The sequence below is a fragment of the Nonomuraea monospora genome (assembly GCF_039531895.1).
Taxonomy (GTDB): Bacteria; Actinomycetota; Actinomycetes; order Streptosporangiales; family Streptosporangiaceae; genus Nonomuraea; species Nonomuraea monospora.
Map to the genome: position 1 here is coordinate 30830 of NZ_BAAAQX010000057.1, position 20877 is coordinate 51706.

Annotated in this window: 13 protein-coding genes; 10 read left to right on the forward strand and 3 right to left on the reverse strand. The window is 72.0% G+C overall.

Annotation, left to right across the window (positions count from 1 at the left end; translation table 11 throughout):
• The first annotated feature begins 141 nt into the window (after positions 1-141).
• Positions 142-804, forward strand: coding sequence for a DUF6082 family protein (locus tag ABD331_RS56425; RefSeq protein ID WP_344495087.1), 663 nt, complete (start codon positions 142-144; stop codon positions 802-804).
• Between the two features lie 67 nt (positions 805-871).
• On the opposite strand, the gene ABD331_RS56430 is transcribed toward ABD331_RS56425, so the two are convergent.
• Positions 872-3568: a helix-turn-helix transcriptional regulator gene (locus ABD331_RS56430; RefSeq protein WP_344495089.1), complete on the reverse strand. Its 2697-nt coding sequence runs from the start codon at positions 3566-3568 to the stop codon at positions 872-874.
• A 63-nt stretch (positions 3569-3631) separates the two neighbouring features.
• On the opposite strand from ABD331_RS56430, the gene ABD331_RS56435 reads away from it, so the two are divergent.
• Together ABD331_RS56435 and ABD331_RS56440 are read left to right on the forward strand one after the other, a co-directional pair.
• Entirely contained in the window at positions 3632-4360 is a 729-nt protein-coding gene (locus tag ABD331_RS56435; RefSeq protein ID WP_344495091.1) for an ABC transporter ATP-binding protein, read from the forward strand.
• Complete coding sequence (locus ABD331_RS56440; protein WP_344495093.1) at positions 4354-6924, forward strand: ABC transporter permease; 2571 nt, start codon at positions 4354-4356, stop codon at positions 6922-6924. Before ABD331_RS56435 ends, ABD331_RS56440 begins: the two co-directional genes overlap by 7 nt.
• Positions 6925-7121: 197 nt before the next feature.
• Here the strand turns inward: ABD331_RS56440 and ABD331_RS56445 are convergent, their stop codons facing one another.
• Entirely contained in the window at positions 7122-9056 is a 1935-nt protein-coding gene (locus ABD331_RS56445; RefSeq protein ID WP_344495095.1) for a hypothetical protein, read from the reverse strand.
• A 402-nt stretch (positions 9057-9458) separates the two neighbouring features.
• On the opposite strand from ABD331_RS56445, the gene ABD331_RS56450 reads away from it, so the two are divergent.
• Positions 9459-10568 carry a hypothetical protein gene (locus ABD331_RS56450; RefSeq protein WP_344495097.1) on the forward strand — a complete coding sequence of 370 codons (1110 nt, stop codon included), beginning with the start codon at positions 9459-9461 and terminating at the stop codon, positions 10566-10568.
• Positions 10569-10689: 121 nt separating this feature from the next.
• On the opposite strand, the gene ABD331_RS56455 is transcribed toward ABD331_RS56450, so the two are convergent.
• Positions 10690-11733, reverse strand: coding sequence for a LacI family DNA-binding transcriptional regulator (locus ABD331_RS56455; protein ID WP_344495099.1), 1044 nt, complete (start codon positions 11731-11733; stop codon positions 10690-10692).
• 133 nt (positions 11734-11866) lie between these two features.
• Here ABD331_RS56455 and ABD331_RS56460 point away from each other — a divergent pair, with 133 nt between their 5' ends.
• The 6 genes from ABD331_RS56460 (at position 11867) to modA (ending at position 20732) form a co-directional block, all read left to right on the forward strand.
• Positions 11867-13447: a glycoside hydrolase family 31 protein gene (locus ABD331_RS56460; RefSeq protein ID WP_344495102.1), complete on the forward strand. Its 1581-nt coding sequence runs from the start codon at positions 11867-11869 to the stop codon at positions 13445-13447.
• Positions 13444-16044, forward strand: coding sequence for a family 78 glycoside hydrolase catalytic domain (locus tag ABD331_RS56465; protein WP_344495104.1), 2601 nt, complete (start codon positions 13444-13446; stop codon positions 16042-16044). The genes ABD331_RS56460 and ABD331_RS56465 overlap by 4 nt, the downstream gene beginning before the upstream one ends.
• Before the next feature lie 65 nt (positions 16045-16109).
• Positions 16110-17489 carry an FAD/NAD(P)-binding protein gene (locus ABD331_RS56470; protein ID WP_344495106.1) on the forward strand — a complete coding sequence of 460 codons (1380 nt, stop codon included), beginning with the start codon at positions 16110-16112 and terminating at the stop codon, positions 17487-17489.
• Positions 17490-17541: 52 nt separating this feature from the next.
• Complete coding sequence (locus tag ABD331_RS56475; RefSeq protein WP_344495108.1) at positions 17542-18468, forward strand: LysR family transcriptional regulator; 927 nt, start codon at positions 17542-17544, stop codon at positions 18466-18468.
• A 95-nt stretch (positions 18469-18563) separates the two neighbouring features.
• Complete coding sequence (locus ABD331_RS56480; protein WP_344495110.1) at positions 18564-19721, forward strand: NAD-dependent formate dehydrogenase; 1158 nt, start codon at positions 18564-18566, stop codon at positions 19719-19721.
• Positions 19722-19955: 234 nt separating this feature from the next.
• A complete protein-coding gene (gene modA, locus ABD331_RS56485; protein WP_425566281.1) occupies positions 19956-20732 on the forward strand; it encodes a molybdate ABC transporter substrate-binding protein in 777 nt (258 codons plus the stop codon).
• Positions 20733-20877: the final 145 nt, after the last annotated feature.

The following is a 20877-nucleotide window of genomic DNA, read 5'->3' on the forward strand; positions in this document are numbered from 1 at the left end:
CCATCGTCATCACAACTAGGCTAAGACCGTCCGATGTGACACTGTGTGAGCGTGCAACGTCCAAGACGACCGGCACGAGGCCGCCGGCTCTCACGCACGTTTCTCCTGCTCACCCTGGTGGCAGTGACGGCCGGAGGGAGCGTGCTCACTCTCCTGTCTCCCGTCCTGCTGACACGACTCGACCTCGCCAGAGACGCAGACTGGAACAAACTAAGCCAAATTGGACAAACTTACGGAGCGACTTCCGCCATACTTTCCGCATTTGCGCTTATAGGTGTCACAACCTCGCTCATCCTTCAGAGCAGGGAGGCTCGCGCCGCCCGCCAGGAAGCCGCCCGGGGCTATCATGCGCAACTCATGGAAATGGCCATGGACGACCCGACCTATCTGGCTTGCTGGGGAGCTCTGGACCGCACGCGCTCACAGGACGAGCTGCGACAGCACCTCTACCTCAACCTGCTGGTCTCGTTCTGGGAGATGCGCTACGAAATCGACGACCTGCCTGATCACATTCTGTACGCGCTCGCGAGCACAGAACTATTCACCACCGTTCCCGGAAGGCAGTTCTGGATCGAGGCTCGAACGCACCGCCTGGGGGCGGCGAAGAGCCGGAAGGAGCGCCGATTCAACGAGATCCTGCAGAAGGCCTATCATTCTACGCCGGACATTCCCTCACCAATCCCAGATAGACCTCGCAGAGAAAATACCGAGGTGACGAAGATGGCTTCCGGTGTCATCCTGGGATTCGTCGCCGGATGGCTGGCGAAGAGAATAGCCTCGAACTTTTACCACTACACAGGCTGAATCAGAAGATCGCACTCCACGACCGAGTCGTGCCCGCCCTTGCCCACGCCGCAGATCGGGACCCCCATCACGCCAGGTCGAGCCCGGCGAGCTGAGCCCTGCTCGTCACATTGAGCTTGGGAAAGGCCCGGTAGAGGTGGTAGCTGACGGTCTTGGGGCTGAGGAAGAGCTGAGCCCCGATCTCCTTGTTCGTCCGCCCCGCCGCCGCCAGCCGCACGATCTGCAACTCCTGCGGTGACAGCGCCGGCAGGGCGCCGGTGTCGGTAGAGGCGAGGCTGGTGTCGCCGGCGGCGCGCAGTTCGCCGCGGGCGCGTTCGGCCCACGGCCGGGCGCCGAGCCGCTCGAAGGTCTCGAGTGCCGCGCGGAGCTGCACGCGGGCGGCCTGCTTGCTGCGCTCCCTGCGCAGCCGCTCGCCGTAGACCAGCGCGGTGCGCGCCGACTCCCAGGGACGGCCGCCGCCCGCGTGCAGGCGTACGGCGGCGCGGAACAGCTCGTCAGCCCGCTCGCTGTCGGGTTCGAGCTGGGCGCGGCAACGGTGCAGGACGGCTCGCGCCCACGACAGGCCGGAGGCCTGCGCCCAGGCCTCGTAGCGGCGCAGCGGCTCGTCGGCGGGCAGGCCGAGGCGGGACGCGGCTTCGATCTGGTCGGGGGCGAAGTGCACGGCCTGGAACTGGTGGCGCACGGGCCCGGCCATGGCGGCGTCGAGCCGGTCCAGGGCCTCGGCGAACCGGCCCTGCCCCACGTCGAGCAGGGCCTGGGCCCACCGCGTCCAGGCCAGGCCGTTGACGATGCCGTTGGCGTCGTAGCGCTCCAGCGAGGCGGCGGCCAGCTCGGCGCATCGCGCCGAGTCGCCCCGTGCGGCGGCGATCCAGGCGAGCATGCCCTGCATGCAGCCGGCCCGGTTCGGACGCCCCGTCCCGGCGGTCAGCCGCAGCCCCTCGCTCGCGGTGGCGGTGGCGTCCGTGAACCTGCCGAGGAAGATCTCGCTGGTGGCCAGCGTGATGTGCAGCACGGCGAGCTTGCTGATCTCGCCCGCGGTGCGGCATTCGGCGGCGGCGGCGCGGGCGATCTCCCACGCGGTCGGGAAGTCGCCGGTCTGGAGCGCGAAGTAGGCGGCGTTGATGCGGCGCGCGTGCATGTCCGGGGTGATCCGGCTGCCGCCCGCCACCAGCTCCCGCATGACCGGCAGCGCGGCGGCGGGGCCGTCGGTCAGCAGCAGCGCCGTGCTGAGGGCGGCCTGTCTGGCGAGGTCCAGGTCGTCGTGCGGGCGCAGGTCCAGCTCGCGGAGGCGGGTGGCCGCCGCCACGATGGCGTCGGCGTCGCCGAGTCGTTGCGCGTTGCGTGCCGCCTCGACCAGCATCAGCCCCGCGGCGGCCCGGTCGTCGGCGGCCACGTCGGCGGCGCCTTCGAGGAGCAGGTCGTGTGCCAGGCGGGGCGCGCCCTGGCCGAAGGCGATCCTGGCGCGCAGCGTGGGGAGCGTGGCGCGGGCCGGCGCGTCCGGGACGAGGCCGGTGGCGGCGTCGAGGAGTCGCTGCGCCCGGCGCAGCTGGCCCTCCTCGGTGGCGTCCACCGCGGCGGCCAGCAGCCGCCGTCCCTTCAGCTCGGGGTCCTCGCTCAGCTCGGCCGCCCGCTCGAACGCGGCGCAGGCGCTGACGTTCGCGCAGCGCTCCCTGGCCCGGCGGGCCGTCTCCTCCAGCGCTCGCGCGGCGGTCTCGTCAGGGCCGGTCGCGGCTGAGGCCAGGTGCCAGGCCCGCCGGTCCGGGTCGCCGGCCAGCAGACCGGCCAGGACCGCGTGCGCTTCCAGGCGCAGATCGTACGTGCTGAGCTGGAAGGCCGCGGCGCGCATGAGGGGATGGGCGAACGCCGCGTGCCGTCCGGCGATCCTGATCAGGCCGGCCAGTTCCGCCGCGCCGAGAGCCGCGGGCTCGATGCCGAGCCGGGCGCAGGCGTTCGTGATGACGTCGAGGTCGCCGTCGTCCACCAGGGCGGTGACCAGCAGCGCGGTCCTGGCGGGCGGCGGCAGCGCGCCGATGCGGTCGGCGTAGGCCAGGCGCAGCCGTTCGGGCAGCGGCAACGGGCTGTGGTCGTCGGCGGGCAGCGCGGACGTGCGCGGCAGCTCCCGCAGGGCGAGCGGGTTGCCCGCGCTCTCCCGGAGGATCCTCCTGCGCGCCGGTCCGCTGAGTTCGGGCGCGACGTCGTCCAGGACCTGGGCGGCGCTCCGGTCGTCCAGGCCGGTCAGCCGCCGCTCCGGCAGGCCCGCCGGGTCGAAGCCGTCGCGCGCGCCGAACACGACCGCGACCCCCTCCGCGTGCAGGCGGTGCGCGGCGAAGCGCAACGCGCGCGCCGAAGCCTGGTCGAGCCAGTGGGCGTCGTCGACCAGGCACAGCAGCGGCCGGTCCTCGGCCAGCTCCGCCAGCAGCGACAGGACGGCCACGCCGACGTGGAACCGGTCGTCCGTCCTGGCGGGCGACAGGCCCAGCGCGCTCGCCAGCGCCACCGCCTGGGGTTCTGGCAGCGCGTCCAGGCGGTCGAGCCGGCCGCGCAGGAGCAGGTGCAGGGACGCGTACGGGAGGTCGGCCTCGGTCTCGATGCCCAGGCCGCGCAGCACCGTCATGTCGGGCGCGCGTTCCGCGGCGTAGGACAGGAGCGCGGTCTTGCCGATCCCCGGCTCGCCCCTGAGCACCAGGACGCCGGAACGCCCGGCCCGCGCCTGGTCGAGCAGCACGTCAACGGCCTGCTGATCAGACTCCCGCCCCCGAAGCACGGGACGAATCCTAGTCGCTTGTCCGGTACCGCCCGGTCATCGGCGTCCCTAGCGTCGTCGTCCATGAATCCCACGCGAGCGGTCGACCTGACCTCGGTCACCAAGCACTACGCCCACGGCGTGACGGCGCTCGACGACGTGTCGATCGGTTTCGGCGCCGGCACGTTCACAGCTGTGATGGGCCCCTCGGGGTCGGGCAAGTCCACGCTGCTGCAGTGCGCCGCCGGGCTCGACCGGCCGAGCACCGGCCGGGTGGTCGTGGACGGGCGGGACCTGGCCACGCTCGGCGACAGGAAGCTGACGCTGCTGCGGCGCGACCGGATCGGCTTCGTCTTCCAGTCCTTTAACCTGCTGCCGTCGCTCACCGCCGCCCAGAACGTCGCCCTGCCGCTGCGGCTGGCCGGCCGCCGTCCCGACACCCAGCAGGTACGCCGGAGCCTGGCCTCCGTGGGCCTCGCCGAACGCATGAACCACCGGCCCGCCGAGATGTCCGGCGGACAGCAGCAGCGCGTCGCCATCGCCCGCGCCCTGATCACCCGGCCGGCCGTGCTGTTCGCCGACGAGCCCACCGGCGCCCTGGACACCGGCACCAGCCGCGACGTGCTGCGCCTGCTGCGGGACCTCGTCGACCGGCAGGCCCAGACAATCATCATGGTCACCCACGACCCCGTGGCCGCCTCCTACGCCGACCGCGTGGTGTTCCTCGCCGACGGCCGGGTGTACGGGGAGCTGCACGACCCGAGCGCCGGGCAGGTCGCGACGAGGATGCTGCAGCTGGAGGCGTCGTGCTGAGGATCGCCTGGTCCACCCTGCGGACGCGGTCGTTGTCGTTCGCCGGCACGTTCGTCGCCCTGATGCTGGGCGCGGCCCTCATGGCCGCGCTCGGACAGGTGCTGGCCTCCAGCGTCTCCTCGCCCGACCGGGCGCCGCAACGGTACGCCGCCGCGCCCGTCGTGGTGGCGCCCGATGAGCGGCTGACCGTCCGGAGTCCGTACGGCGCGGTCAGTGACGCGCCGCTGGCCGAGCCGCGAGGGCTGGCTCCTTCGCTGGTGGAGCTTCTGCCTGGAGCCGTCGTGGACCGGATCTTTCCCGCGCGGCTCGACGGGGGGCCTGCCGCCGTCGGGCGTCCCTGGTCGGCTGCCCGTACGGCGCCGCAGCGGCTGTCGGAGGGCCGGGCGCCTGCCCGGGATGACGAGATCGTCGTCACCGGCGGGGCGCGGGTGGGGCAGCGGGTTCGGGTGGTGACCGCGGCGGGGGTTCAGGTGTACCGGGTGGTGGGGGTGGCCGCTTCGGTGCCCGCCCAATCCACGGTGTTCTTCAGCGATGAGCGGGCCGCGCGGTTGTCGCCGCGGATCGACGCGCTCGCCGTCTGGCGTCCTGTCGCGGAGGTACGCGCCGCGCTCGGCGCGGCGGCCACATCTGGTACGGCCGCCTCGCCCAGTACGGCGGTCGCGTCCGGTACGGCGGCCACACCCAACACCGCCGCCACACCCGGTACGGCCGCCTCGCCCGATTTGGCTCAGCCGGGGATGCCTGCGGTGTCCAGCCAGGTCTTGGTCCTGACCGGCCAGGACCGGGCGCTCCTCGACCCGACCCGCGAATCAGACGACCAGGCACGCAACAACACCAACACGATCGTCGGCATCGCCGCCGGTTTCGCCGGATTTATCGCCATATTCGTGGTGTCGTCCACATTCGCCTTCGCAGTCGGCCAACGGCAGCGCGAGTTCGCCCTGCTCCGCACCATCGGCGCGACCACCGGCCAGGTCAGCCGCATGGTCTACGGCGAGGCACTCCTGATCGCCCTCGCCGCCTCCGCACTGGGCGCGCTGCTCGGCCCCCTCGGCGCCCAGCCGATCATGACCTGGCTGACCTCACTCGGCATGGCCCCCACCTGGCTCACACCCTCCACCTCAAGCATCCCGTCCTACGTGGCCTTCGCCACCGGCGTACTGGTCGCCGTACTCGGCGTGGCCGTCGCCGCCTGGCGCGCCGCCCGGGTACGTCCGGCGGAGGCACTGCGCGCGGCGGCGGTCGAACCGAAGGCCATGACGACCGGACGCTGGATCGCCGGAGGCGGCCTGCTGGCCACCGCGCTCATCAGCATGACCGTCAACGCCGTCAGCGACCCGGACGGCGCCACCAACAACAAGACGTTCATGCCCATCGTCATGCTGCTCATCGCCGCCGTCGGACTGCTGGCCCCGGTCTTCGTCCGTCCGGTCACGGCGCTGCTGGCCGCCCCGCTCGGCCGCCTGCGCGGTGCGGGCGCGCTCGTGGTCGCGGGCTGGGCGGGCGCGTCGGCACGGCGCACCGCCGCCGTCGCCGCCCCGGTCCTGGTCACCGTGGCTCTGGCCGCCACCCTGCTCGGCGCCATGGCGATGACGGACGCCACGAAGTCGGCGATGCAAACCGCTCCGGTCCGCGCCGACTACCTGGTGCTGCCCACGGGCGCGTCCGGCCTCGACCGGCAACTCGTCGAACGCCTCCGTACCGTCCCCGGCGCCGACGTCACCACCGCCACCTCCACCAGCCTCTACACCCTCGAAGGCGAAGGCTCGCAACTCATCGAACGACCCGCAGAAGCCGTCAACCCGGCCGCACTCACCACCGCCCTGTCCGTACCCGTCACCGCCGGCTCACTCGCCGACCTGCGAGACGACACGATCGCCGTCTCCCCCACCTGGGAGCTGTCCCTGGGACAACGCGTGACGTTGTGGCGAGCCGACGGCAGCCCAGCCACCCTGACGGTCATCGCACTGCTCGCCCCCCGCTCAACCACGGACTCCTACATCACCCCGGCACACGCCCTGTCCACCCCACCGTCAATCGCATACGTCAAACTGCACCCCGGCACCTCCACCACCGACGTCCAGCAGGCACTGCAACGAGCCACCGACGGCCACAACGCCCACACCATCACCAAAGCCGCCTGGACCGCCACCACCCTCGACCGCCGCACCTCCGCCAGCCGCCTCGGCCTGCTGGTGGTGCTCGGCATCATGCTGAGCTACACCGTGATCGCCCTGATCAACACGCTGCTGATGGCGGCCCCCGACCGTGCGGGCGAACACGCCGCCCTGCGCATGCTCGGCGCGGCCAAGCCCCAGGTCCTGAGGTACGTCATGGCCGAAGCGTTGCTGGTGGTGGCGGTGGGCGTGATCCTGGCCGCCGTCGCCACCGGCCTCGGCCTGCTCGGACTGTACGCCGCCTTGGCGCAACTGTCCGGGCCCGTGGCGGTGGACGTGCCGTGGCAACCGGTGGCGGGGGTGATCGGGCTGTGCGGTGTTCTCGCGGTGGTGACGGCCGTACTGCCCGCCAGCCGGATCAAGGGGGTGGCGATGCCACGGACCTGAGCCGCTTCGGCACGGACGGGTGTGGCGGGCTCGCTTCCGCGGGCCGCGCCGTCCACGTACGTGCCGACTTCGATCAAGCAGGTGCTACCGGGAGATTCGCGCCCGAGGCGATGAGACGCCCGGTGCACGAAGAAGCGGTTCTGCACCTGCTCCTTGAGGATTTACGCTGATCGGGCTGATCCAAGGGTCCAGGCTCGTCAGGTGGAGCTGGGCGGATCCGGCCACAAGGCGCTGGTCGCAGCGGCATCGAGAACGTCCCCGAGCCGCAGCCAGGCGGTTGCTCCCGTGTAGGAGGCCGGGCTGGTGGCGAAGCGGTTCCAGGCTTCGTCGTCGTTGCCCAGCGTTGTCAGCACGACGGAGACGACAGTCTCGGGGCCGCCGACAGTGAGGGCGGTCCAAGCGGGAAGAGCGCGGACGAGGTGCGGTGGGCAGTCCGGCAGCGCGAGCACGAGACGAGTCCACGCTTCCCTGAGAGCGGGACCGCCGCCAAGACGTTTACGGAGGTCCGTTGTCATCCGGATCAACGCCGTCTCTGGGGCGGAGTGAAACGCCAAGACCTCTGGAAAGGCGAACGCAGGCCGGTGGCTGTGTGAGGCGAAGGACAGCAGGGTCTTCTCAACGAGATCGTCGTCCCCGGCATGCCGGGCCAGATAGTCACGCAGGGCTTCATCGGAGGCGCCGGCCAACTCCCGTACGGTCACGTGCGCGGGGTCTCCGAGCGCCGAGCTCCGAGTCGCGGCGGCGGGATCGTCCAGCATTCGCTCGATGGAGGCGCAGAGCTCGGCCAATTGCCGGTGGTCTTCCTGCGCCTTGTACCCGCCACGCGCCCATGGGGGAAGGGCCGCTTCTCGAAAATGCTGAACCACCGCGCGCGCCTTGTCCTTCACCTCATCTGTCACGTCCGGAAGATGCAGCAGCAGGGCGTGAATCCAGCGCACGTCCTGCGGACTTGGGCTCAGGTGGTCCGGGTCCGGGTCGGGCTCCCAAAGGTCCAGAGCGTTGGCTGCTGCGACCGCGAAGCGTTGGCCGAGTACGACAAGGAGCTCTTGTGGCGCCCGCCAGGCGTGCGACTCGCCATAGCGCGTCTTGCCGTCGGCAGGGTTGAGAATGTGTCGCCAGGAGCCGTCCACCGTGGCCTCCATCCAGTACACGGCCGCGCGAAGGCCGCGCTCACGGGCACTGCGGGAGTCGCCGAAGAATCGTTCGACGTACCGGCGGCCGTCGGGGTCCAGCGCGTCGAGTTCGTCCGCGAGGAGAGAGCGCGCTTCTAGCTCGGACAAGCCATCCCGCAGCATCCGGCACAGGCGTGTGATCAGTCGCCTGGCCTCGAACTCGGCCAGGTCTCTTGCGGCGATCTCTTCCAGCAAGGACGGTTCGACATCCCACGGAACGGCGCCGAGAAGGTGATCACGGATGACGCCGAAGGCGCGGCTGCCTTGCGCCCATTCGACCAGCTGCCGATGACGATCAGTGTGCAGTTCCACCACGCGCCCCCACATGGTCTCCCAAGCTTCCCAAGCCGCCATGTGCTGCTGGTGCCGCTTCAAGAAGTCCTCGGTCGTCTCTGACTCGGTGCGGCGTGGCCCGGGTGGGAACTGTGGAAGGAGGTCGAGGGCGGCGGAGAAGACGGTGTCGTGCAGGTCTGGCTCACGCAGGATCACCTGTGAGGCGCTGGGCTCCTCCAGGAGCTCCGGCGTCATCGGCCGACCGTGCGGTTCGCGCCGCCTCAGCTCCGTCCCCATGGCCTGAGCCAGCAGCTCGCCGCAGCGTTTCCGACCGAGGACCGCGAGTTGCGGCGATGAGCAGAGCCGCAATGCCTCCTCGCGCAACGCGTCGGAGCAGGAGGGGTTCGAGAGCGCCGCGGTGGCCAGACGCATCGAAGGGCTCTCGTGCGCCTGGCCTTCCGTCCGGATATCGCTCTCAATCGCGGCCTTGAGCATCCACTCCGGGGCCGAGGACTTATGTGCCCCGAGGAGCAGTATCAGCAGGAGGGCGTCGCGGGCTCGCCCTTCCGGCAACGCCCGCGTCCGCTCCGTCGCCATGCGAATCGGCGGGGAACCCGGACTCGCCTCAGCGGCGATCGCGCAGAGGAATTCGACGGGGAGCCCGGATCGTGGCTGTTCACTGGTCATGGCGTCTCCGGCCGTAGGGGGGCGTGAGTGCGCCGACCATGATGGCTCATACCACCGACGTTTCGAGCGATATCAAGCATGGCGGTCTGGAACCGGTGCGCCCCCTTCTCAACGACGGCCGCAGTTCAGTGCCTGGTCCGCGTTTCCGGGGTCTGACCGGCCAATCAGGGTCCGATCGCGAAATGTCTGCCTGATCCAGTATTCGCGGGTCGTCAACAACGACCCGCGCCGGCGCGAGGAGAGGAATTATGCCGTGTCTCCCAGCAAAAGCGCTGATCAGGGACCCAGCAACAACGTCAAAAAGCCTTCACGTGCCCGGCCGATCCAGCATCCTGGGCATGTCCAGAACCTGCCCCGAGCAGAGCCCTCACTCTCTGGCCCCCCTTTCTCGAAGAGGTCTCCGTGACTCGGTATGCCATCGACCGTGCCCACAACACGCTCACCGCCCAGTGGAGCACCGGCATCGGCGACACCACCACCGTCGTTGCCCGGCTTACCCACGACCAGCTCCCCCACGACACCCGCAGGCTCGCGGCCGAGCTGGCCCACCTGTCCCACCTCTGCTGGCGCTCCTACACCCACCCCGCCGGCACCGCCGACCGGCATGGCCCCCACAGCGCGGGCCTGCACCGGCAGCAAGAGCGTGACGCCTTCGACAAGATCCTGCCCGCCCTGGTCGCCACCGCGCGACGCGCCGACCAGGCCGCCCCCACCAAGGTCGAGCGAGCCGCCCACGCCATCGCCCGTACGCTGCGCCAGTTCGGCGCCGCGCGGCTCACCACGCGCGTCACCACCGAGGTCGCCGCCGAGCTGGCCGCCATCGAGCAGGCCGAGCGCGGCGATCTGTCCGAACGCGCCCAGCAAGCCGTCATCCTCAGCCGCGAGGACGCCTCACCTCTGCAGATCTCCCAGGCCGACCGCCTGCTGCACGACGACCCCTTCGGCAGCCGGGCGCTGTTCACCGAGGTGGACCCCACCGCGGCCGCCATCGCCGCCGCCCACTGGTTCCACGCCGCCGTCACCGTCACCGCCCGGCACACCGGCCTGCACCCGAGCCAGGTCGTCGGCGGCGCCGAGCAGCCCGACAAGCCTCTCGCCGTCGAAAGTCTCACCGACGTGATCATCGCCATCGCGGCGGGGGCGCGCGCCCGGTACGTGGTCATGCCCCTGATCCGTAACGCGCTGCATGTCGCCGACGGGTATCTGCGGGGCATCCTTGAGGTTCAGCATCGCATCACCGCTGCTCAGGAGCTCATTCACATTGCCCATCCCGACCTTGATCTCGGTCCTGACAGCATCCATCTGCCGCTCACCTCGCTGAACCCCGCCAGGCCCGCGCCGGATCTGCTCGACAACCTGCTGTATGGCGTCCAGACCTGCTGGCGTCTTTACCAGCACCACAGCGACCTCGGACATCCCCAGCCCGAAGCTGCGCGGCAGGATGAGGTCCGTCAGGCGTTTCTCGGGGCGGTTCGGGAGGAAGCGGCCAGTTGGAGTGAACGGCTGCTGTAGGTGCCGGTCGAGGGTTGGGTCGCACCAGCCGACGAGGGCGATCCGAGTGCCGCTGAACGATCGATGCGATACGTATCGTTCGGATGTCGAGACTACTGCACCACCGTGAACCCGCAGGGGGTCAGGCGGTGAACAGGGTGGTGGTGGCGCGTCGCACCAGGTCTTCCGGCTCGACCAGCTCCAGCCTGGACGGCCCGTCCACGCCCTGGAGGCGCTCGAACAGCAGCCGCATCGCCAGCCGCGACACCGCGCGGGGCCTGGGCGACACGTTCGTGATCGGCCGCGCGTACGACAGCGCCGTCTCGTCGGTGCAGACGCCGACGAGCGACACGTCCTGCCCGGCGACGAGGTCGCGCTCGCGCAGCAGCCTGGCCAGCCAGTCGGTGACCTTGGGGGTGCGCCCGATCAGGCCGAGCCGGTCGTCCCGGCGGGCCAGCAGCCGGTCGGCGCAGGCCATGACGCCGTCCCAGGTGTTGGAGCGGCGCGGGACGACGCTCAGCTCGACCCCGTGCGCCGCCGCGCGCTCGTGCGCGCCGGTGTAGAAGTCCTGCACGAACTGGAAGGGCTCGGGGTCCTCGGAAGGCTCCCCGAGGACGGCGATATGCCGGTGGCCGGTGGCGGCCAGCTCGTCCACCAGCAGTTCGGCCGAGCGCCCGGTGTCGAAGTCGGCCACGTCGAGTCCGCGCGGGTCGGCGGGGCGGCCGACGAGGACGACGGGCAGGCCCAGCTCGGCCGCGGCCGGGATGCGGTCGTCGTGCGTCTGCACGTCCATGACGACGAAGGCGTCGCAGATCGAGCGCCCGGCCAGGCGGGTGAGCCCGGCCGGCCCCTCGCGCCTGGTGCTCAGCACCACGTCGTAGTCGAGCCGCCGCGCCTCCTCGATGATCGTGTCGATGTACGGCATCGTCTCCGAGGCGTCGATCTGCGGCCCGAGGTACACGATCAGCGCGATCACGTTCGTCCTGGCGGTGCGCAGCGTGCGGGCGCCGGCGTTCGGCTGGTAGCGCAGGGCGCGCATGGCCTCCTCGACGCGGCGGCGCGTCTCGGCGGAGACGGCGCGGTTGCCGCTCATCACCGCCGACACGGTGCTCTGCGCGACACCGGCGAGCGCGGCCACGTCCCTGCTGGTGGGGGCCGTGCGACCGCCGCTCTTTCCTCGTGCCATGGGCCCTTACAGTAGCCGACCGGGCGGCACGGACGGTTGCCACCCGGCGGGGGCGTCGGCTAGCGTCGGTACGTAACGAACGATACGTATCGCGAGCGGTGTCTCGTCGATTCACCCCGCTGAAGAGGTACCGATGACGATCTCCCGCCCCGGGTCCGCTCCGCTGCTGGAACGGTCCGGGGACGAGCTGGAGCTGGCCCTGGAGGCCGGCGAGCGGTGGTGGGGCGGCGCCGTCGAGGACGGCCTGGCCATGCCGTTCGGCGAGCGGCCGTTCGCCCGCGACCTCGGCTCGCCGCGCACGAACGGCTCCGACCAGGCCGCGCCGTCCAACCAGAGCAGCCCGGTGCTGCTGTCCACCCGCGGCCGGGTGGTCTGGTCGGAGCGGCCCTTCGCGTTCGCCTTCGAGGACGGCCTGCTGCGGCTGTCGGGCCGCGACATCCTCGTCAGCCGTGCGGGCGGCTCGCTGCGGGAGGCGTTCCTGTCGGCCTCGCGCCGGTTCTTCCCGCCGTCCGGACGCGCTCCGGCCGCCGAGCTGTTCTCCGGGCCGCAGTACAACACCTGGATCGAGCACCCCTACCTGCCCACCCAGGAGAAGGTGCTGCGCTTCGCCCGCGACCTGCTGGACGCCGGGATGCCGCCGGGCGTCGTGTTCATCGACGACCTGTGGGCGCGCGACTACGGCACCTGGCGCTTCGACCTCGCCCGCTTCCCCGACCCCGCCGCGATGATCAGGCAACTGCACGCGTGGGGCTGCTCGGTCATGTTGTGGGTGGTCCCGTTCGTCAGCCCGGACTCCGCCGCGTTCCGCGAGCTCGAACGCCGCGGCCTGCTCCTGCGCGACCGCTCGGGGCGGACCGCGATCCGGCGGTGGTGGAACGGGCTCAGCGCCACCCTGGACCTCACCGCCCCTGACGCCGTCCGCTGGATGACCGGCCGGCTCGACGCGCTCATGGCGGAGACCGGCGTGGACGGCTTCAAGTTCGACGCGGGCGACATCCGCGACTACCGCGCCGACGACCGCACGGCCGGGCCCGCCGAGCCGGTCGATCTGTGCGAGGCGTGGGCGCGGATCGGGCTGCGGTATCCGTTCAACGAGTACCGCGCGTGCTGGCGGATGGGCGGCCAGCCGCTCGGCCAGCGCCTCCAGGACAAGCCTCCGCTCTGGGGGCCAGGCGGGATCGGGTCGCTCGTACCCGAGATGCTGGCCCAGGGCATGATCGGGCATCCCTTCGTCTGCCCCGACATGGTCGGCGGCGGCGAGATCGGCTCGGTGAGCGGGCAGCCGGCCACGGATCAGGAGTTCTTCGTCCGGTACGCGCAGACGGCGGCGCTCAGCCCGATGATGCAGTTCTCCGTGTTGCCCTCGCGGGTGCTGGACGAGGCGCATCTGGCCGCGGTGCGTGCGGCGCTGGCGGTCCGGGACTCGGTGCTGCCGCTGATTCTCGGGCTCGTGGAGCAGGCCGCGCGGACCGGCGAGCCGATCGTGCGGCCGATGTCGTATCACGCCGAGGGGATGGACGACGTCACCGACCAGTTCTTTCTCGGGCCCGATCTGGTCGTGGCGCCCGTGACGGTGCAGGGGGCCGCCGAGCGGGTCGTCGTCCTGCCGCCGGGGCGGTGGCGTGGTGATGACGGCACGCTGGTCGAGGGGCCTGTTCGGGTCACGGTGGCGTGCGGGCTGGACCGTATCCCGCGATTCGAGCGGCTGTCATGACCCGGGTTCGCGTCTCGTCCGTCACCTTCGAGCATCATCGGGAGGCGTTCGGCATCGGTGAGCCCGCGCCTCGCCTGTCGTGGACGGTCGTGACCGACATTTCGGGCTGGCGGCAGGCGGGGTACGAGATCGAGCTGAGCGACGGGGCCACGACCGACCGCGGGAACGCGGCAAGCAGCGGCACCGCCACCGGCCGTGTCGAGTCCGCCGAGTCGGTGCTCGTGCCGTGGCCGGGCGCGCCGCTGGGGTCGCGCGAGCGGCGCGGCGTGCGGGTGCGCGTCCACGGGACGGACGGTTCGGCCAGCGACTGGAGCCCCTGGTCCTGGGCGGAAACCGGCCTCCTGCACCCGTCCGACTGGCAGGCGAGTGCCACCGCGCCGCCGTCAACACTCCTGGGCACCCCCGACGGCCCCGCCCTGCTCCTGCGCCGCGACTTCACCCTGCACGGCCCCATCGCGCGGGCCCGCCTGTACATCACCGCCCACGGCCTCTATGAGGCCGAGCTGAACGGCCGGACGATCGGCGACGACGTCCTCGCCCCCGGCTGGACCAGCTACCACCACCGCCTCCCGTACCGCACCCACGACGTCACCGCCCTGCTCCGCGAAGGCCCCAACACCCTCGCCGCCACCCTCGCGGACGGCTGGTATCGAGGCCGCACCTTCGACCGCACGAACCTCTACGGCGCCCGCACCGCCCTCATCGCCCAGCTGGAGATCACCCACCCCGACGGCACGACCACCGTGGTGACCACCGACGGCGAGTGGCGCTGCGCCACCGGCCCGATCACCGCGACCGGCCTGTACGACGGCGAGAAGCACGACGCCCGCCTCCACCCGCAGGGCTGGTCGGAGCCCGGCTTCGACGACCGGGAATGGCTGCCCGCCGACACGCTCCCCCACGACCCGGCCCTGCTCGTCGCCCCCACCGGCCCGCCCGTCCGCCGCACCGAGACCCTGGCCCCGAAGGAGGTGCTGACCAGCCCGTCCGGCAAGACGATTCTCGACTTCGGCCAGAACCTCGCAGGCCGCCTGCGCATCCGCGTCCAGGGCCCGGCCGGTCACACCGTCAGCCTCAGGCACGCCGAGGTCCTGGAACAAGGAGAACTGGCCCTGCGCCCGCTGCGCGGCGCCGCCGCGCTGGACGAGTACACGCTGCGCGGCGACCCGGGGCCGGAGACGTGGGAGCCCCGCTTCACCACGCACGGCTTCCGCTACGCCCAGCTCGGCAACTGGCCGGGCGAGCTGCGACCGGGCGACGTCGTGGCGGTGGTCTGCCACACCGACCTGCGGGCCACCGGCACGTTCGAGTGCTCCGACCCGCTGCTCAACAGGCTGCACGACAACGTCCGGTGGAGCATGCGCGGCAACTACGTCGGCCTGCCCACCGACTGCCCGCAGCGCGACGAGCGGGTGGGCTGGACGGGCGACCTCCAGGTGTTCGCCCCGGCCGCCGCCTTCCTCTACGACTGCGCGGGACCGCTGTCGTCGTGGCTCGCCGATCTGGCCGCCGACCAGGGCGCGCACGGCACCGTCCCGCCGTTCGTGCCGTGGCCGCCGCGTTACGCCGCCGAGCACGCCGACCCTGCCTGGGCGGGCCCCGCCGCCGCGTGGGGCGACGCCGCCGTCCTCGTCCCGTGGACGCTCTACCAGCGCACCGGTGACCTCGGCCTGCTGGAGAGCCAGTACGCGAGCATGCAGGCGTGGGTGGAGCAGATCGCCACGCTCACGCGCGGCCACCTGTGGGACGAGGGCTTCCAGTACGGCGACTGGCTCGACCCGGCCGCTCCCCCGGACCAGCCCGGCAGGGCCCGCACCGACCCTGCGCTCGTCGCCACGGCCTACCACGCCCGCAGCGCCACGGTCCTGGCCGAGACGGCGGCGCTGCTCGGCCGTCCCGGCGACGCCGCCCGTTACGCGGAACTGGCCGAGAACGTGCGGGCGGCCTTCCGCCGCGAGTTCGTCACCCCGTCGGGACGGCTGGCCTGCGACACCCAGACGGCCTACGCCCTCGCCCTCTCCTTCGACCTCGTCGAGCAGCGCGAACGGGCCGGCCGCCGTCTGGTCGAGCTGGTCGAGGCCGACGGCCACCGCATCGGCACGGGCTTCGTCGGCACCCCGCTGATCTGCGACGCCCTGTGCTCGGCCGGCGCGTACGACACCGCGTACGAGCTGCTCACGCAGCGCGAATGCCCGTCGTGGCTGTACCCGGTCACCATGGGCGCCACCACCGTCTGGGAACGCTGGGACAGCCTGCTCCCCGACGGCACGGTCAACCCCGGCGAGATGACGTCCTTCAACCACTACGCCCTGGGCGCCGTCGCCGACTTCCTGCACCGCACCGTCGCCGGGCTCGCCCCGGCCGCCCCCGGCTACCGCCGCCTGCTGGTACGCCCGCGTCCCGGCGGCGGCCTGACCCACGCCCGCGCCCGCCACGACACGCCGTACGGGCCCGCCGCCGTCTCCTGGAGCAGCGACGGCGAGACCCTCACCGTCACCGCCATCGTGCCGCCGGGCACGACCGCCCTGGTGGACCTGCCGAACCTGGCGGAGCGGGAGGTGGCGGCGGGCACGCACACGTTCAGCGCGCCTCTGTAGCCGTCCGCGCCAGTAGTCCCGAAGGAACCAGCTTATCCCATATATCCTACAGGTATAGTGGGTTTATGGTCCTACCATCGATCACCATCGTCGGAGGCGGCGCGAGCGGCACCCTGACCGCGATCCACCTGCTGCGACTCGCCCGCGCCACCGGAACTCCCGTGGCGGTCACCCTGCTCGACCAAGGCGGCCGGCACGCGCTCGGCCAGGCCTACTCCACCACCGACCCGCACCACCTGCTCAACACCCGCGTCGAGCGGATGAGCGCGCTCGACGACGACCCCGATCACCTGCGGGCCTGGGCGCGCACCGAGGGCGTGCACGCCTACGACTACCTGCCGCGCGCCGTCTACGGCCGCTACCTGCGCGAGGTGCTGGCCGCCGCCGAGGACCCGCCCGCGCGCCCGCTCCACCGCGTCACCGCCACCGCCGTCGCCCTGGACGCCGACCACACGGTACGGCTGTCCGACGGCGGGCGGATCGGCGGCGACGCGGTCGTCCTGGCCCTCGGCAACCGCAGCCCCGCCCCGCTGCCGGGCGTGCCCGCGCACCCCCGCTACATCGCCGACCCGTGGGCGCCGGGCGCGCTGGCCGCCATCGACGACGGCGCTCCCGTGCTGGTCCTCGGCACCGGACTGACGATGGTGGACGTGGCGCTCACCGTGACCAGGGCCCATCCCGACACGGTGGTGCACGCGCTGTCCCGGCACGCCCTCCTCCCCCGACCGCACCTGCCGCGCCCTGCCCTGCCCATCCCCGTCGCCATCCCCGACGGCCCGCTGCGGGTCGCGGACCTGCTGAGCGCCACCCGCCGGGCCGTGCGGGCGAGCGGCGACTGGCAGGGAGTGATGGAGGGGCTGCGCCCGCACGTCCAGGAGCTGTGGCAGCGGCTCGGCGCGGACGAGCGGCGGCTGTTCCTGCGCAGGGTGGCGCGCTACTGGGAGATCCACCGGCACCGCATCCCGCCGTCCTCCGCGTCCGCCATCGAGGACCTGCGCGCGGCCGGACGGCTGCGGCTGCTGCGCGGCAGCCTGCTCTCGGCCGAGCCCGCCGCGAACGGCCTGCGCGTCCACACCCACCTGGACGACGCCGCGAACGGCCCGCGCGTTCACTCCGGCTCGGGCGGTGCCACGACCGGTCTCGATGTCGGATGGCTGGTCAACGCCACCGGGCCGGGCGGCGACGTCACCTCCGACCCCTTCCTCGCCACCCTCATCGCCTCCGGCGCCGCCCGTCCCGACCCGCTGGGGCTCGGCCTCGACGCCGATCCGGACGGCGCGCTGCGGGGCTCTCGTGAACGCCTCTTCGCCGTGGGCCCGCTGCTGCGCGGAAGCCTGTACGAGACGACCGCCGTGCCGGAGATCCGCACCCAGGCGGCGGCCCTCGCCCCGCGCCTGCTGGAGATCGCCGCGTCCCACGCGGCACCCTCACAGTCGGTGGCCTGAGACAGCGGCCCCCGGGATGGACGCGGCGGCCAGCCGCGCGGCATCCTGTGGCGTGCTGTTACGCCAGTTGGAGTACCTCGTCGCCCTGGCCCGTGAGCGCCACTTCGCCCGTGCCGCCGAAGCCTGCCACGTCTCGCAGCCGTCGCTGTCGGCCGCCATCCGCAAGCTGGAGCGGGAGCTGGACGTGCCGCTCGTCCGGCGCGGGCAGCGCTTCTCCGGGCTGACCCCCGAGGGCGAGCGGGTGCTGCTGTGGGCGCACCGCATGCTGGCCGACGCCGAGGCGCTGCGCCAGGACCTGTCCCGGATGCGCGGCGGCCTGTCGGGCACGCTGCGGATGGGCGCCATCCCGACCGCGCTGACCGCCGCCTCGCTGCTGACCACGCCGTTCTGCGAGCAGAATCCGCACGTACGGGTGATGCTCACGTCCCTGTCGTCACGGGAGATCGCCCGTCAGCTCGCCGAGTTCGAGATCGACATGGCGATGACGTACCTCGACGACGAGGACCTCGGCGAGACCCGCGCCACCGCGCTGTACGAGGAGCGCTACCTGCTGCTGACCCCCGCCGACGGCGCGCTGGCCGAGCGGCGGATGGCGCGCTGGGCGGAGGTCGCGGCGCTGCCGCTGTGCCTGCTGGCCCCCGAGATGCGCAACCGCCGCATCCTGGACGCCAACTTCCGGCAGGCCGGGGCGGTGGCCGTCCCGGCGATCGAGACCGACACCGTCTCCGCCCTGTTCGCGCACGTGGCGACGCACCGCTGGTCCAGCGTGATCGCGCACGCGTGGCTGCACATGTTCGGCGTCCCGGAGGGCATGCGGGTGGTCCGGCTGGAGCGGCCGGCCCGCGAGCCGCGGATCGGGCTGGCGCTGGCCGGTGCGGGCCCCGGGCCGGTGATGGCCAGGGCCGTCCTGGACATCGCCCGCGACCTCGACCTGCGCGAGGTGTTCGACCGGCTCACCCGTGAGCACCTGTCGTCATAGGCCGCTTCTATCGAACGATAGAAACAAACGCTTTGACCTGCGGAAACCCATCGGCGGAAGCTGTGATCATCCCCCGATGACAAGGAGCAGAGGCCATGGCCAAGGTGCTGTGCGTGCTGTACGACGACCCGATCGGCGGATACCCCGCCTCCTACGCCCGCGACGGCCTGCCCGAGCTGTCCGGCTATCCGGGCGGGCAGCCGCTGCCCAGCCCCAAGGGCATCGACTTCACCCCCGGCCACCTGCTCGGCAGCGTCTCCGGCGAGCTGGGGCTGCGCCGCTTCCTGGAGGAGCGCGGCCACACGCTGGTGGTCACCTCCGACAAGGACGGCGAGGGCTCGGCGTTCGACAGGGAGCTGTCCGACGCCGACGTGGTGATCTCCCAGCCGTTCTGGCCCGCGTACCTGACGGCCGAGCGCATCGCCCGCGCCCCCAGGCTCAAGCTGGCCGTCACCGCCGGGATCGGCTCCGACCACGTGGACCTGGACGCCGCCATCGCCCGCGGCATCACCGTCGCCGAGGTCACCTACTGCAACAGCATCAGCGTCGCCGAGCACGTGGTGATGATGATCCTGTCGCTGGTCCGCAACTACCTGCCGTCCCATCGGACCGTGCTGGACGGCGGCTGGAACATCGCCGACTGCGTCGCCCGCTCCTACGACGTCGAGGGCATGCACGTCGGCACCGTCGCCGCCGGCCGCATCGGCCTGGCCGTGCTGCGCCGGCTCAAGCCGTTCGACGTGCGCCTGCACTACACCGACCGGCACCGGCTGCCCGCCGAGGTCGAGGAGGAGCTGGGGCTCACCTTCCACCCGGACGCCGCCGCGATGGTCCCGCACTGCGACGTGGTGACCGTCAACGCGCCGCTGCACCCGGAGACCGAGGGGCTGTTCGGCGACGAGCTGATCGCGTCGATGAAGCGCGGCGCGTACCTGATCAACACCGCCCGCGCCAGGATCGCCGACCGGGACGCGGTCGTGCGCGCGCTGAACAGCGGGCGGCTCGCCGGGTACGCCGGCGACGTCTGGTACCCGCAGCCCGCCCCGTCAGACCACCCCTGGCGGACGATGCCGCACCACGGCATGACCCCGCACATCTCCGGATCCTCCCTGTCCGCCCAGGCCCGCTACGCCGCCGGGACCCGCGAGATCCTGGAGGCGTGGCTGGACGGCGTCCCGATCCGGGAGGAGTACCTGATCGTGGAGGGCGGCGCGCTGGCCGGCACCGGCGCCCACTCCTACTCCACCCGTTGAGCACCTCGCCTGGCCAGGGGACCGGTCGTGGATGCCAAGCCGGAGCGGTAGATCATGCCGCTGTTGCGGAGGATTCCGGGTATTCACCCTCGAAAGTGCGGGCGGTAGGGTGAGGGCTTGTGACGACGCGCGCGGGCGGTCGCCGTGATCAAGTCCACCGACGTCGTCGTCGAGATCGGTGGTCGCGAGCGCGTGGCCACTTACCGGTGAGGAGCCCCCTTGGTGTTCAGGCGTATGTCCCGATGGGTGATCGCCCTGCCCGTCGCGCTGGCGCTCGCGGGCCTGTCCGGCTGCGGCTCCGAACAGCCGTCCACGGCCTCCGGGTCCGGGTCCGCCGCGGCGAAGGAGCTGACGGTGTTCGCCGCGGCGTCCCTGACCGGGACCTTCACCGAGCTGGGCAAGGCCTTCGAGGCGGCCCATCCGGGCACCACGGTGAAGTTCAACTTCGGCTCCAGCGCCACCCTGGCCCAGCAGATCACCCAGGGCGCACCTGCCGACGTGTTCGCCGCCGCGAGCCCGGCCACCATGAGGACCGTCACGGACGCGTCGCTGGCGGCCTCGCCGGCCACGTTCGTCAGGAACAAGCTGCAGATCGCCGTGCCCGCCGACAACCCGGCCAAGGTGGACGAGCTGAAGGACCTCACCGACCCCAAGGTGAAGGTGGCGCTCTGCGCGGAGCAGGTGCCGTGCGGCGCGGCGGCGGTCAAGGCCTTGGACGCGGCCGGGCTGGAGGTCAGGCCCGTCACCCTGGAGCAGGACGTCAAGGCCACGCTGACCAAGGTCGAGCTGGGTGAGGTGGACGCGGCGCTGGTCTACAAGACCGACGTCATCGCCTCCGGCGGCAAGGTGCTTGGCATCGAGTTCCCCGAGGCCGACCAGGCGATCAACGACTACCCGATCGCCGCCCTGGCCAAGGCCCCGGCCGGTGACACGGCCCAGCAGTTCGTGGATCTGGTGCTGTCGCAGCAGGGCAGGGACGTGCTGACCAAGGCCGGCTTCGAGGCTCCCTGATCTCGGATGGGAGCATCTGTGCCGCGACCTGACGACCGCCCGCCGGGCTCGGGTGAAGAGGGCGAGCCCGCCCGGCGAAACGACCGCCCGCCGAGCTCGCGTGAGGGGCGCGGGCCTGCCCGGCGAAACGACCGCCCAGCGGGCT